Origin of the sequence: Microbacterium sp., assembly GCF_051860965.1 — a bacterium.
GTDB lineage: Bacteria > Actinomycetota > Actinomycetes > Actinomycetales > Microbacteriaceae > Microbacterium.
In genome coordinates this window covers 91676-105095 of sequence record NZ_JBIMKU010000003.1, presented here as the reverse complement: position 1 = coordinate 105095, position 13420 = coordinate 91676, and the positions used below count along the sequence as shown (strand labels likewise).

The 13420-nt window shown below is 70.0% G+C and carries 12 protein-coding genes and 1 tRNA gene; 4 read left to right on the top strand and 9 right to left on the bottom strand.

Annotated elements, in window-relative coordinates; all coding sequences use genetic code 11:
* Window positions 1-3: 3 nt before the first annotated feature.
* The 7 genes from tmk to ACTIFV_RS06325 form a co-directional block, all read right to left on the bottom strand.
* Window positions 4-654, bottom strand: coding sequence for a dTMP kinase (tmk, locus tag ACTIFV_RS06355; protein ID WP_439591935.1), 651 nt, complete (start codon window positions 652-654; stop codon window positions 4-6).
* Window positions 651-3344, bottom strand: a complete 2694-nt coding sequence (gene topA, locus ACTIFV_RS06350; protein WP_439591934.1) for a type I DNA topoisomerase — start codon at window positions 3342-3344, stop codon at window positions 651-653. Before topA ends, tmk begins: the two co-directional genes overlap by 4 nt.
* A 91-nt stretch (window positions 3345-3435) precedes the next feature.
* Window positions 3436-3753 (bottom strand): Rv3654c family TadE-like protein, encoded by a 318-nt coding sequence (locus ACTIFV_RS06345; RefSeq protein WP_439591933.1) that lies wholly within the window; start codon window positions 3751-3753, stop codon window positions 3436-3438.
* Window positions 3753-4088 carry a TadE family type IV pilus minor pilin gene (locus ACTIFV_RS06340; protein ID WP_439591932.1) on the bottom strand — a complete coding sequence of 112 codons (336 nt, stop codon included), beginning with the start codon at window positions 4086-4088 and terminating at the stop codon, window positions 3753-3755. The genes ACTIFV_RS06345 and ACTIFV_RS06340 overlap by 1 nt, the downstream gene beginning before the upstream one ends.
* On the bottom strand, window positions 4085-4411 hold the full coding sequence (locus tag ACTIFV_RS06335) for a DUF4244 domain-containing protein (protein ID WP_439591931.1): 327 nt from the start codon (window positions 4409-4411) through the stop codon (window positions 4085-4087). The genes ACTIFV_RS06340 and ACTIFV_RS06335 overlap by 4 nt, the downstream gene beginning before the upstream one ends.
* A 38-nt stretch (window positions 4412-4449) precedes the next feature.
* The gene (locus ACTIFV_RS06330) at window positions 4450-5337 is read right to left on the bottom strand and encodes a type II secretion system F family protein (protein WP_439591930.1); all 888 of its coding nucleotides are present in this window, start codon (window positions 5335-5337) and stop codon (window positions 4450-4452) included.
* A gap of 17 nt (window positions 5338-5354) precedes the next feature.
* On the bottom strand, window positions 5355-6365 hold the full coding sequence (locus ACTIFV_RS06325) for a TadA family conjugal transfer-associated ATPase (protein ID WP_439591929.1): 1011 nt from the start codon (window positions 6363-6365) through the stop codon (window positions 5355-5357).
* Window positions 6366-6782: 417 nt separating this feature from the next.
* On the opposite strand from ACTIFV_RS06325, the gene acs reads away from it, so the two are divergent.
* A complete protein-coding gene (acs, locus tag ACTIFV_RS06320; RefSeq protein ID WP_439591928.1) occupies window positions 6783-8762 on the top strand; it encodes an acetate--CoA ligase in 1980 nt (659 codons plus the stop codon).
* 40 nt (window positions 8763-8802) lie between these two features.
* Here the strand turns inward: acs and ACTIFV_RS06315 are convergent, their stop codons facing one another.
* Both ACTIFV_RS06315 and ACTIFV_RS06310 read right to left on the bottom strand, forming a co-directional pair.
* A complete protein-coding gene (locus tag ACTIFV_RS06315; RefSeq protein ID WP_439591927.1) occupies window positions 8803-9270 on the bottom strand; it encodes a RidA family protein in 468 nt (155 codons plus the stop codon).
* Between the two features lie 4 nt (window positions 9271-9274).
* A complete protein-coding gene (locus ACTIFV_RS06310) occupies window positions 9275-9487 on the bottom strand; it encodes a hypothetical protein (RefSeq protein ID WP_439591926.1) in 213 nt (70 codons plus the stop codon).
* Between the two features lie 119 nt (window positions 9488-9606).
* Between ACTIFV_RS06310 and ACTIFV_RS06305 the strand changes: the two genes are divergently transcribed.
* The 3 genes from ACTIFV_RS06305 to ACTIFV_RS06295 all read left to right on the top strand — a co-directional run bounded on the left by ACTIFV_RS06305 (window position 9607) and on the right by ACTIFV_RS06295 (window position 13418).
* A complete protein-coding gene (locus ACTIFV_RS06305) occupies window positions 9607-12369 on the top strand; it encodes a transglycosylase domain-containing protein (RefSeq protein WP_439591925.1) in 2763 nt (920 codons plus the stop codon).
* The gene (locus ACTIFV_RS06300) at window positions 12366-13316 is read left to right on the top strand and encodes a metallophosphoesterase (RefSeq protein WP_439591924.1); all 951 of its coding nucleotides are present in this window, start codon (window positions 12366-12368) and stop codon (window positions 13314-13316) included. Before ACTIFV_RS06305 ends, ACTIFV_RS06300 begins: the two co-directional genes overlap by 4 nt.
* A 28-nt stretch (window positions 13317-13344) precedes the next feature.
* Window positions 13345-13418 (top strand) — tRNA-Pro (locus ACTIFV_RS06295).
* The last annotated feature ends 2 nt before the right edge of the window (window positions 13419-13420 follow it).

Here is a 13420-nt window from a genome sequence, read left to right as displayed (position 1 = left end):
AGCCTAATCGCGACCGACGACGTCACCGCCGCCGAGGAGCCCGGCCACGCGCTCGCGGATCGCCGCGGCGATCTCGGCGGCGGGCAGCGAGGCGTCCAGGACCAGGAAGCGCGCGGGCTCGGCCGCGGCGAGCGCGAGGAACTCCGCCCGCACCCGCGCGTGGAAGTCGCTCTGCTCGGCCTCGAGCCGGTCGAACGGCTTGTCATCGGCATCCAGCCGCGCGCGCGCCGATGCGGGATCCAGGTCGAGCAGCACCGTGACGTCGGGGAGCAGGCCCGCCGTCGCCCACAGGGAGAGGTCTCGCACCTCGTCGCGCCCGAGGACGCGACCCGCTCCCTGATAGGCGACCGAGGAGTCGAGGTAGCGGTCCTGGACGACGACGTCGCCCCGCGCGATCGCGGGACGCACGACCGTCTCGATGTGATGGGCGCGGTCCGCCGCGTAGAGGAGTGCCTCGGCGCGCGCGGCGATCTCGCCCCGGTGGTGCAGCACGATGTCGCGGATGAGCACGCCGACCTCGGTGCCGCCCGGCTCGCGCGTGCGCACGACGGTGCGGCCGCGCGCACGCAGCCACTCCTCCAGCAGGGTGGACTGCGTCGTCTTCCCGACGCCGTCGCCTCCCTCGAGCGTGATGAAGAGACCGGGCTGCGTCACTTCTTCGCCGGCGCCTTGCGCGTCGTCGTGCGACGCGCGGCGGTGCGCTTGGGCGCCGGACCCTTGGCGCGCTTGTCGGCGAGCATCTGGACGGCGATCTCGAACGTGATGTCGTCGGGCGTCTGGCCGCGCGGGATGGTGACGTTGGTCGTGCCGTCGGTGACGTACGCGCCGAAGCGGCCGTCCTTGATCCGGATCGGCTTCTCGCTCACGGGGTCGTTCTCGAACTCCTTGAGCGCCGACGACGGCCTGTTCGCGCCGTACTTCGGCTGCGCGTAGATCGCGAGCGCCTGCTCGAGCGTGATGTCGAAGATCAGCTGCTCGCTGTCGATCGTGCGCGAGTCGGTGCCCTTCTTGATGTACGGACCGTAGGGACCGTTCTGCGCCGTGATGACCGTGCCCGACTCGGGGTCGGTGCCCACGACGCGCGGAAGCGCGAGGAGCTGCATCGCCGTGTCGTAGTCGATCGTGTCGGGCGACATGGTCTTGAACAGCGACGCGCGGCGCGGCTTGGGTGCGGCGTCCTTCTTCGTCGACCGCTTCTTCGGGGCGTCGATGACCTCGCCCGTCACGGGGTCGACGCCGAGGGGCTCCTCGGGGATCTCCTCCTCGAGATACGGACCGAACCGCCCGTCCTTGACGACGATGAGCCGACCGTTCTCAGGATTCTCCCCCAGCACACGGTTGCCCGCGACGGGGGCGTCGATGATCTCCTGCGCCTTCTCGGCGGTGAGTTCGTCGGGCGCGAGGTCGTCGGGGATGTTCACCCGTCGGGGCTCCGCCTCGGGGTTCGTCGGGTCGACGACGTCGAGGTACGGCCCGTACCGCCCGAAGCGCAGCGTCGCGACATCCGAGATCTTCGTCGCGTTGAGCTCGCGCGCGTCGATCTCGCCCAGATTGTCGACGATGTTGCGCAGCCCCACGTGGGAGTCCGAGCCGAAGTAGAACTCGTTCAGCCACTCGGCGCGCTTCTGCTCGCCGCGGGCGATCGCATCGAGGTCGTCTTCGAGCGCGGCCGTGAAGTCGTAGTCGACGAGATCGGCGAAGTGCTCTTCGAGCAGGCGCACGATGGAGAACGCGAGCCAGCTCGGCACGAGCGCCTGGCCGCGCTTCGTGACGTACCCGCGGTCGAGGATCACGTCGATGATGCTCGCGAACGTCGACGGGCGGCCGATGCCCTTCTCCTCGAGGGCCTTGACGAGCGAGGCCTCGGTGAAGCGGGGCTTGGGGCTGGTCGCGTGGCCCTTCGGCTCGACATCCTTGAGACGCAGCACGTCGCCGACCGCCATGATCGGCAGCGACTGGTCGTCGGCCTTGTCGGCGTCGGCGCGCTTCTCGTCGCGGCCCTCTTCATACGCCTCGAGGAAGCCCTTGAAGGTGTACACGGTTCCGGATGCCGTGAACTCGACCTTCTCGCCGTCCGCCGAGAGCGCGAGGGTGACGGTCGTGGTCTCGTACTTCGCGTCGGACATCTGGCTCGCGATCGTGCGCTTCCAGATCAGGTCGTAGAGGCGCTGCTCGTCGCGATCCAGCTCCTTCGAGACGGATGCCGGCGTGCGGAACTCCTCGCCGGAGGGCCGGATCGCCTCGTGCGCCTCCTGCGCGTTCTTGGCGTTGTTGCGGTACGTGCGCGGGTTGGCCGGCACCGCCTTGTCGCCGTAGAGCGCCACCGCCTGTGCACGCGCCGCCTGCACGGCCTGCGTGCTGAGCGCGGTCGAGTCGGTGCGCATATAGGTGATGAAGCCCTTCTCGTAGAGACGCTGCGCGACGCCCATGGCGTGCTTCGCGCTCATCGAGAGCTTGCGACCGGCCTCCTGCTGCATCGTCGAGGTCGTGAACGGCGGCTTGGGGCTGCGCGTGCCCGGCTTGGACTCGAGATTCGAGACGGATGCCTCGCCCACCGCCGCGATCGCCTGGGCGAGCGCCGTGGCGCGCGCCTCGTCGAGCACGACGACGGCCTTCTTGAGCTGGCCGCGGTCGTCGTAGTCGGTACCGCGCGCGATCGGAGCGCCCTCGACGCGCACGAGGCGCGTCGTGAAGCCCTGGTCGCTCTTGACGGCGAGCGCTTCGAGGTCCCAGTACGAGGCCGAGATGAAGGCCATGCGCTCGCGTTCGCGCTCGACGACCATGCGCGTGGCGGCGGACTGCACCCGCCCGGCGGACGTGCCCTGGCCGACCTTGCGACGCGTGACGTCCGAGACGTCCCAGCCGTAGAGCCGATCGAGGATGCGGCGGGTCTCCTGCGCGTCGACGAGCGCGAGATCGAGCTCGCGCGTGTTCTGCACGGCAGCTTGGATGGCGTCCTTCGTGATCTCGTGGAAGACCATGCGCTTGACGGGCACCTTGGGCTTGAGCGCCTCGAGCAGGTGCCATGCGATGGCTTCGCCTTCGCGGTCCTCATCAGTGGCGAGCAGGAGCTCGTCGGCGTTCTTCAGCGCGCGCTTGAGTTCGGTCACGGTCTTCTTGCCGCGCTCTGACTCCACATAGAAAGGGGTGAATCCGTTCTCGATGTCGATCGAGTACTTTCCGACCGACGTCTTCTTGAGCTCGGCGGGGATGGACTTGCGGTCGGCGAGGTCACGGATGTGACCGACCGAGCTCAGCACCTCGTAGCCGTCGCCGAGGTAGCCCTGAATCGACCGCATCTTGGTCGGGGACTCGACGATGACGAGCTTCTTGCCTTCTGCCAACGGGGGCCGTCCTTTCTCCGACGCACACCATACACGCCGTGATCCGGTCCGGCGCTGTGAGCACCGTGCGGTCAGCGGGCGCTCGAGCGGTTCACGAGGGCGGTCCCGCTCGTGCCGATGCCTGCGCGGGAAGGACGCCGAACGCCCCGCCGACGGTCACCGTGGCGATGAGGTCGACGACGTCGCACGTCTGCAAGGAAGCTCCCGACGCCGCCGCCACCTCGGCGGCGCGCTCGCACGGCACCCCCGAGACCGCTCCGGACGCGGCATCCGCCGCGGCCAGCGCCGCGGCATCGGCCGCTCCCGCGAGCCGCTGTCCGAACACAGCGGCCGCGCCGACCGCGGTGAGCCCGACGGCGAGGACCGCTGCGGCGGCGGCGACGCCGACCGAGAGCATCGAGCCGGGCATCACCAGCCTCCCGCGAGCGCACAGCTCGTCGCCGAGACCCGCACGGGGAGCACCGCGTTCGCCGACGCCGTGACGCAGACGAGATCACCGCGATACTCGATCCCCGCGACCGCGCCGGCCGCAGCGGCTGCGACCGCGTCGTGCACCCGGGCATCGGGCTCGCCGCGCGCCGCCAGGCGAGCGGCGTCGGCCGCGGCATCCTGCAGTCGAACGTGCCGTGAGGCCACGCCGAGCGCGCCGGCGCCGAGCAGCAGCACCAGGACGACCGCAGGCAGCGCCACGGCGAACTCGGCGACGACCGATCCGCGGTCGCCCAGGCGGCGGCGCGCGCTCACGCGACCGTGAGCGCGCGGCGGACGAGATCGGTCAGGATGCCGCGCACCTCGTCGGACTTCATGATCACGACGAGGAGTCCCGCGAAGGCGACCGCCGCCATGGTGGCGATCGCGTACTCGGCCGTCGCGGCTCCGGTGTCGTCGAGGAGGGAGGCACTGCGGCGCCTGCTCACGGGTGCGAAGAGCCGGAGCGCGCGACCGCGGGTGAGCGGCGGCAGACGGTTCGGGCCGGTCGTGGGTGCGGACGCGCCCGCGAGCACGCGGGCGAGGAGCGGGCCGCGCAGCGACGGGGTCGGGAGCGGGGTGATACCGAGATCGAACATGAAGAGCACCGTTCTGTGTGAAGGGAGGATGGGCACGGTCAGAGGCTCAGCGGCACGGTCGAAACGACGCTGAGGAGCATCGGCGCGACGCCGAGGAGGAGGAAGGCGGGCAGCGTGCACACGCCGAGCGGCAGGAGGAGCCGGGACGAGAGGCGCGCGGCGCGGAGTCGTCCGTCGACCCGCGCGCGATGACGTGCGAGCGAGGCGGCCGCACGGAGGAGTTCCACGGCCGGGACACCGGCGGAGCGCGAGAGAGCGAGCACGGAGTCCGTCGATGGATCGACCGGCGCGCCGGTCGCCGCCGTCACGAGGGTGCGCGCGCGGTCGATCGAGGCACCGCCGCTGAGTGCGATCGCGAGGACGTCGGCATCGAGACCGGGAACGGCGTCCTGCGCCCGTGCGCGCTGGACCAGCGCGCCGGTCCAGCGGCGTGCGGCCAGGATGAGCACGGCTCCCGCGACCAGGCACGCGATGCCCATCGGACTCGCCACCAGCACGGCGAGGGTGTCGAAGCCGAGCAGCGCACCGAGCCCGACCGCGACGAGCGGCAGCCACGCGAGCAGTCGCGCCGTGCCCGCCGGCTCTGCGAGGGCGATCCGCACGTCATCCCTCGTCCGCTGGGCATCGCGCAGCGCCTCGGCGAGGGACCGGAGGGCGTCGGCCAGCGGAGCGCCGACCGTCGTCGCGACCCGCCATGCCGCCGCCACCTCGTGCCACGGGCCCGGCGGCGGCGACGCGCGCCCGATCGCGTCGGACAGGGGGATGCCCTCGTCGAGCCCGCTGCGCACGCTCTGGGCGACGGGATCGCCGGTGTCGGCGAGGTGGGTCCACGCCCGCGCCGGGGCGAGCCCCGCCTGCAGCAGGACGGCGAGCTGGAGCAGGGTCTCGGCCACCACCGCGAGCTCGGGTGCGGCGTCCCGGTGCATCCTCGGACGAAACCCTCTCATGCGCACTCCTCGATCGCGAGTCGTCCGTCGGAGGCGAGCAGCGGCCGCCCCATCCCCGCGAGCCTTCGCACGCCGTCGGCCGATCGTTCGACGTGCGCGATGACGCCGATCGCGCTGCAGACCTGACGCGCGAGGGCGTGCGGAGAGAGGTCGGCGAGCGCGCCCAGCGCCTCGAGCCGTGCGGGCACGTCGGCGAGACCGTTCGCGTGCAGTGTGCCGGCGCCGCCGTCGTGACCGGTGTTGAGTGCTGAGAGGAGCTCTCGCAGCTCGGCGCCGCGGCACTCCCCCACGACGAGTCGATCGGGGCGCATGCGCAGCGCTTCGCGCACGAGCCGCGCGAGATCGAGTCCGCCCGCGCCCTCGAGGTTCGCCTGCCGTGCCTCGAGCCGCACATGGTGCGGGTGCGCGATCCGCAGCTCGGCGACGTCTTCGATCGTGACGATGCGCTGACTCGGCTCCGCGGAGGCGAGCAGAGCGGCCAGCAGCGTCGTCTTCCCCGCTCCCGCAGCGCCCGTGACGAGGATGTTCGCGCGTCGCACGACCACGTCGTCGAGCCGCGCCCGGGTCTCGGCGTCGAACATGCCGCGCCCCTGCAGATCGTCGAGCGTCGCGTGCTCGAACCGTGGGACGCGGATCGAGATCGCCGTCCCCTCGGTCGCGATCGGCGGGAGGACCGCATGCACGCGCAGCCCGCCGTCGAGCCGCACGTCGACGGCGGGAGCCGCGTCGTCGATGTGGCGCCCACCCGCCCCGATGAGCTGCACGGCGAGATCGCGGACGTCATCGGCGCTCGCGCGCCAGTGCGGCACCGCGATCGCCCCCGCTCCCCGATCGACGAAGAGCCCGCGCTCGCCGTTGATGAAGACATCGGTGACGTCGGGATCGTCGAGATACTCGGCGAGCGATGCGAGTGCCGGATGCCACGCCCGAGCGACCCTCGGACGCACCGGCGCATCGGCGGGGTGCGCCGCGGCTGTTCGCGGCTGGACGACGAAGGCGGGCGGCATCCCTCGACGCTAGGCGCGCTCCCGCGTGCACCGGAGGCAAGAGCGGTCAGCCGTGGACGACCTCGCGACGGAAGCGCCTGGGGAGGAGCGCACGAGGACCCGGGAAAGCGGCCCGGAACAAAGAGGGGCGGCATCCCATGGGGGGAATGGGATGCCGCCACGCGCAACACCACGGTTCGGGGGGGTGAGTCGGGGTGTCGCAATGCCAGAATCGAAATGTTCGGCCGAGGGACAGCATATGCGAGAAGGGGTGGCCGTCCAAACAAACTCGGCACACTCTGAACTGATATATCAGCCTGAGTTCAACAACGCGCTCCACCCACTATCGGAGGTAGTCCGCCGAGGGACCGCTCAGTAGATTTCACGCAAGCTCGCCGGACTCCGGCATCCTTCCCACGCCGCAAAGGAGCGCGCATCGTGACCGACACCACGAGCAGCCAGATCGACCACCTGTTCACCGAGGACCGCCGCTTCGCACCCTCCGACGAGTTCGCCGCCGCCGCCGTCGCGACGAAGGAGCTGTACGCCGAGGCCGAGACCGATCGAGAGGCGTTCTGGGCCGATCAGGCGCGCGCCCTGCACTGGCACAAGCCCTTCACCGAAGTGCTCGACTGGTCGACGCCGCCCTTCGCGAAGTGGTTCGACGACGGCGAGCTCAACGTCGCGTACAACTGCCTCGACCGCCACGTCGAGGCCGGCAACGGCGACCGCGTCGCGCTCCTGTGGGAGGGCGAACCCGGAGACGAGCGCAGGGTCACCTACGCCGAGCTCACCGACGAGGTCAAGCGCCTGTCGAACGTGCTGGGCGACCTCGGGATCGGCCACGGCGACCGCGTCGCGATCTACATGCCGATGATCCCCGAGGCCATCGCGGCCATGCTCGCCGTCGCGCGCATCGGCGCCATCCACTCCGTCGTCTTCGGCGGCTTCTCGGCCGACAGCCTGCGCTCGCGCATCGACGACGCCGGCGCGAAGCTCGTCATCACGGCCGACGGCGGATACCGCAAGGGCAAGGTGTCCCCGCTCAAGCCCGCCGTGGACATGGCGCTCGCCGACCGCAACGGCTCGGGCGTGCAGGAGACGGTCGAGCACGTCCTGGTCGTACAGCGCGGGAACAACGATGTCGACTGGACCGAGGGGCGCGACGTGTGGTGGCACGACGTCGTGCCGCAGGCATCCGGCGACCACGAGGCGCAGCCCTTCCCCGCCGAGAACCCGCTCTTCATCCTCTACACATCGGGCACGACCGGTAAGCCCAAAGGCATCCTGCACACGTCGGGCGGCTACCTCACGCAGGCGGCGTTCACCCACAGGGTCGTGCACGACATCCACCCCGAGACGGACGTCTTCTGGTGCACGGCCGACATCGGCTGGGTCACGGGCCACAGCTACGTGACGTACGGTCCGCTCGCGAACGGCACGACGCAGGTGCTGTACGAGGGCACGCCCGACACCCCGCACCCCGGCCGGTGGTGGGAGCTCGTGGAGAAGTACGGCGTGACGATCCTCTACACGGCGCCCACGGCCATCCGCTCCTTCATGAAGCTCGGACGTGCGATCCCCGCCAGGTTCGACCTCTCGTCGCTGCGGCTGCTGGGCTCGGTGGGGGAACCCATCAACCCCGAGGCGTGGATGTGGTACCGCCAGATCATCGGCGGCACGACGACCCCGATCGTCGACACGTGGTGGCAGACCGAGACGGGCGCGATGATGATCTCCGCCCTTCCGGGCGTGACCGAGACGAAGCCCGGCTCCGCGCAGGTGCCGCTCCCGGGCATCGCGATCGACGTCGTCGACGAGGACGGCACGCACGTCGGAAACGGCAACGGCGGTCTCCTCGTCATCACGAAGCCGTGGCCCAGCATGCTCCGCGGCATCTGGGGCGACCCCGAGCGGTTCGTCGAGACGTACTGGGAGAAGTTCCAGAAGCAGGGCTTCTACTTCGCGGGCGACGGTGCGCGCCTCGACGACGACGGGGACGTCTGGTTCCTCGGCCGCGTCGACGACGTCATGAACGTCTCGGGCCACCGCCTGTCGACGACCGAGATCGAGTCCGCCCTCGTCGCGAACGAGGCGGTCGCCGAGGCGGCGGTGGTCGGCGCCTCCGACGAGACGACGGGGCAGGCCGTCGCCGCCTTCGTCATCATCAAGCAGAGCTACCTCGCGGCGAACTCCCCCGACGGCCTCGCGCAGACGCTCCGCGCGTGGGTCGGCGAGCAGATCGGCCCGATCGCGCGTCCGCGCGACGTCTACATCGTCGAGGAGCTCCCCAAGACCCGCTCGGGCAAGATCATGCGGCGCCTGCTGCGGGATGTCGCGGAGGGCCGCGAGGTCGGCGACACGACGACTCTCGCCGACACGGCTGTCATGTCCGTCATCAGCGCGCAGGTGAGATAGCGGGACGATGGATGCCGCGCCCCCGCGGCATCCATCCTCGTCACGCGTGGGTGAAGACGACCTCGACCTCGACGGGCGAGTCGAGCGGGAGCACGGGCACGCCCACGGCGGAGCGCGCGTGCCTGCCGGACTCGCCGAAGACCTCGCCGAGCAGCTCGCTCGCACCGTTGACGACGCCCGGCTGGCCGGTGAATTCGGGGATGGATGCCACGAACCCGGTGACCTTCAGCACGCCGGTCAGGCGGTCCACGCCACCGGCGGCGGCCGCAGCGGCGGCGATCGCATTGAGCGCGCACTGGCGGGCGTACGCGGTGGCGTCGGCGGCGGGGACGAGCCCTTCGCCGTCGCCGACCTTGCCCGTCGCGGGCAGGGAGCCGTCGACCATGGGCAGCTGGCCCGCGGTGTAGACGAGGTCGCCGTGGACCTTCGCCGGGACGTATGCGGCGACCGGCGGCACGACCGACGGAAGCTCGATGCCGAGTTCGGCGAGACGCTCGGAGACGGTCATCTGCTCACTCCCCGAACTGACGTGCGGCGACGGCCGCGGCATCCAGTCCCGCATTCGCGGAACCGCCGCCGGACGGGCGCTTGAAATAGGCGACGAGGCCGCCCTCGGGCCCGGGTACGACCTGGACGAGCTCCCACCCCTGCTTGCCCCAGTTGTTGAGGATCGCTGCGGTGTTGTGGATGAGCAGGGGCGTCGTGAGGTACTCCCACGTCGTCATTCGGACTCCTCGGAGGGCGCGGACCCGAGGCGAATCGAGTCCTGGTGAGACCGGGAAACAGCTGCCAGGGCGGCGTCGCATCGGGGTTTCGCCCAGGTATCTCCCTTACGATCTAGCCTATGCCTGATACGAAACGAACGACCAGCGGTGTGCTCGGCGGTCTCGCCGGCCTCGTCGGTCTGAGCGCAGTCGCCGGCGTCCTCATCACCGCGACCGTCACTCCGGCCATCGCCGTGTCCGGCTATGCGGCCTCGAGCGCCATCACGATGTTCGACAATCTGCCGAGCGCGCTCGACCCCGAGCAGCTCATGCTCCCCACGACCGCCTGGGCGGTGGACCCCGCCTCCGGCGAGTATCAGCCCCTCACCCAGTGGTACGACCAGAACCGCTCCCCCGTCGAATTCGACGAGATCTCGCCGGTCATGTTCGACGCCATCCTCTCGTCGGAGGACCCCCGGTACTACCAGCACGGCGGCGTCGACCTCATCGGCACCACTCGCGCCATCCTGTCGAACCTGCGCGGCGGCGGCGAGACGCAGGGCGGCTCGTCGATCAGCCAGCAGTACGTCAAGAACATCCTCGTGCAGAAGTGCGAGGCGACCGCCGACGACAAGGCACGCGAGACGCTCACCGCCGCGGCCGAGAAGGCGGCCGAGGAGACGGGCCAGCCGGTCGTCGCACCGACGGGCGACGAGCTCGTCGCAGAGCGCGAGAAGATCAACGCCGCGTGCTGGAACGACGCGACGAACTCGACCGGCACGGAGGGCATCCAGCGCAAGCTCCAGGAGATGCGCTACGCGATCTCGCTCGAGCAGAAGTACTCGAAGAACGACATCCTGCTCGGCTACCTCAACATCGCCAACTTCGGCGGCCAGACCTACGGCATCGACGCAGCGGCCAAGTACTACTTCGGCGTCTCGTCGGCGGACCTCACCATCGCGCAGGCCGCCACGCTGGCGGGCATGGTCCAGAACCCGAACACGTACCGCATCGACAAGGCGGGCGGATCGTTCTCCAACTCCGACGGCACCGTCATGTACAACAAGGCTGCCGACGGTGACATCTCCGACATCAACGAGTCGATGTTCGGCCCGCTGAAGGAGCTCCTGAACGACGGCACGATCACCGAGGAGCAGTACCTCGCGGCGGCCGACCCCTACAGCTCGACGAAGGGCCGCCAGCTCTACGTGCTCAGCCGCATGCAGGCCGACGGCAAGATCACCCACGATCAGTACGTCGAGGCCGTCATCGCGCCCATCGCTCCCGTGATCACCCCGGCCAAGACCGGCTGCGCGGCAGCCGTCGGTGCCGAGTACTTCTGCCAGTACGTGCGCAGCGTCGTCGAGAACGACCCGGCCTTCGGCGAGACGGCCGAGGAGCGCAGCGAGACCCTGCGTCGCGGCGGCCTCAACATCTACACGACGCTCGACTGGAACCTGCAGCGCGCCGCCACGGACTCCATGGCGATCAACACCGAGCCCGCCGTCGTGGACATGAGGTTCGGCGCCGCGACCGTCAGCCTCGAGGCATCCACCGGCCGCATCCTGCAGATCACGCAGAACACGATCTTCCGCGACGGCGCGGACACGGGCGATCCCGCCTATTCGAGCATCGTGTACGCGGGTGACTCGAAGTTCGGCGGATCGCAGGGCTTCTCCGTCGGATCGACGTTCAAGCTCTTCACGCTGGTGACGTGGCTCGAGCAGGGGCACTCGCTCAACGAGGTCATCAACGGCACCGTGCGTCCGCCCAAGAAGGCGACCAACAGCTGCTCGGGCGACTGGGTCAACGACTCCAACTGGAAGCCGAACAACTTCGGACAGGGCAACGGCCGCGTGAGCACCCCGATGGACTTCACCCGGACGTCGCTCAACTCGGGGTACGTCGCCATGGCGCTTCAGCTCGACCTCTGCGACATCGCGAAGGTCGTCAAGAAGATGGGCGTGACGATGGGCAACGGGAAAGAGATCCCGATGGACAAGATCAACGAGGTCATCGGCTCGGATGCGGTTTCGCCCATGGCCATGGCGTCGGCGTACGCGACGGTCGCCAACGGCGGCACCTACTGCCAGCCCACGGCCATCGACAAGGTGACCGACAGCGAAGGCAACGAGATCGCCAAGCCCGAACGCACGTGCACCCCGGTCCTCGACCCGAAGGTCGCGGCCACTGCGGCTTACGCCCTCGAAGGCGTGATGACCGGCGGAACCGGTACGGCCGGCAACGCGCGCAACGCGCCGGTGCTCGGCAAGACTGGTACGCACGAGCAGCTGCAGACGTGGCTCGTCGAGTCGAGCACCAGGGTCGCCACGGCCGTCTGGGTCGGCCAGTCGATCGGCGAGACGAACCTCTTCAGCCGCGGACTCAACAACATCCGCTACACGCTCGCGCGTGAGGTCCAGGGCGCCGCGAACAGCCTCTTCGGCGGCGACAACTTCCCCGGCCCTGATTCCCAGCTCATCCGCCAGGTGCTGACCGATCTCCCCTCGGTCGTCGGCAAGAGCGTCGAGGAGGGGACGAAGATCCTCACCGATCTCGGGTTCGAGGTCACGGTCGGCGCGCCCGTCGACTCGACCGAGGCCCCCGGGATCATCGCCGTGCAGAACCCGGGCGCGGGCAAGGTGGGCGGCGGATCACCGATCACGATCTCCCCGAGCAACGGCGAGGGCTTGGCGGTACCGGCGGTGTCCGGCACCTACGACAGCGCCCGCAGCACCCTCAACGCCGCCGGATTCGGCAAGGTCGCGAAGGGCACCTGCACGAAGGACGAGAAGCTCGATCCCGGCACGGAGAAGGTCACGGGCACCGATCCCGCCGCGGGCACCGTCACCAACCGGAACGCCCAGATCTCGGTGAACTACTCCGCGCGCGAGTGCGGATGACCTCTGGTCGACGAGCCGCCCTCACCGCTGTCGCAGCGGTGGGGGCGGTCGGCGTCGGCGCCGCCGTCTGGGGCATCGGCATCGAGCGCTACCTCTTCACCCTGCGCACCCACGAGATCAAGGTCCTGCCCCCCGGCTCGCCGCGCATGACGGTGCTGCATCTCTCCGACGCCCACATGGCGCCGTGGCAGCGGCGCAAGCAGCGGTGGATCGCGGCGCTCGCAGAGCTGCAGCCCGATCTCGTCGTCAACACGGGCGACAACATGGGGCACCTCGACGGCCTCGACGGGCTCCGCCGCGCTTTCGATCCGCTGCGCGGCGTGCCCGGCGTCTTCGTGCACGGCTCGAACGACCATGCGGCCCCCGCCCCGCGCAATCCCGTCAAGTACTTCACCGGCCCGTCGAAGTCGCATTCGGCCGAGGAGCCGCTCGACACCGACGCGCTCGATGCATACTTGCGCGAAGAACTCGGGTGGCTCGATCTCAACAACGCCGTCGGATCGCTCGACGTCGGCGGCCGCCGCGTGGATGCCTTCGGTGTGAGCGACGCGCACCGCCACTGGGATCGCCTCGAGGCGCTTCCCGGCCCCCTGGAGCGCCTGCGCACGACGGGCGAGGCACAGCTGACGATCGGCGTCAGCCACGCCCCCTACCGCCGCGTCCTGGACTCCTTCGTCGACCTGGGTGCCGACGCGATCTTCGCCGGCCACACGCACGGCGGTCAGGTGCGCCTCCCCGGCTACGGTGCACTTGTCGCGAACTGCGACATCCCGCTCCCCCAGGCTCGCGGCCTCAGCGAGTGGACGCACGCCGGCCGGACGGTGCCGCTCAACGTCAGCGCAGGGCTCGGACACTCCATCTACGCGCCGGTCCGCTTCGCCTGCCGGCCCGAGGCATCCTTCCTCACACTCCTGCCCATGGACGGACAGACCGCACGGATCGGGTAGACTCGTGGGGTTGCCGTGAGAACGGCGACGGGGTGTGGCGCAGCTTGGTAGCGCGCTTCGTTCGGGACGAAGAGGCCGCAGGTTCAAATCCTGTCACCCCGACT

Excerpts from the sequence above, each read along its gene's own strand:
- ACTIFV_RS06345 (WP_439591933.1), bottom strand. The coding sequence starts at position 3,753 with ATGCCCGGCTCGATGCTCTCGGTCGGCGTCGCCGCCGCCGCAGCGGTC.
- ACTIFV_RS06335 (WP_439591931.1), bottom strand. The coding sequence starts at position 4,411 with ATGTTCGATCTCGGTATCACCCCGCTCCCGACCCCGTCGCTGCGCGGC.
- ACTIFV_RS06330 (WP_439591930.1), bottom strand. The coding sequence starts at position 5,337 with ATGCACCGGGACGCCGCACCCGAGCTCGCGGTGGTGGCCGAGACCCTG.
- ACTIFV_RS06325 (WP_439591929.1), bottom strand. The coding sequence starts at position 6,365 with ATGCCGCCCGCCTTCGTCGTCCAGCCGCGAACAGCCGCGGCGCACCCC.
- ACTIFV_RS06315 (WP_439591927.1), bottom strand. The coding sequence starts at position 9,270 with ATGACCGTCTCCGAGCGTCTCGCCGAACTCGGCATCGAGCTTCCGTCG.
- ACTIFV_RS06310 (WP_439591926.1), bottom strand. The coding sequence starts at position 9,487 with ATGACGACGTGGGAGTACCTCACGACGCCCCTGCTCATCCACAACACC.
- ACTIFV_RS06305 (WP_439591925.1), top strand. The coding sequence starts at position 9,607 with ATGCCTGATACGAAACGAACGACCAGCGGTGTGCTCGGCGGTCTCGCC.
- ACTIFV_RS06300 (WP_439591924.1), top strand. The coding sequence starts at position 12,366 with ATGACCTCTGGTCGACGAGCCGCCCTCACCGCTGTCGCAGCGGTGGGG.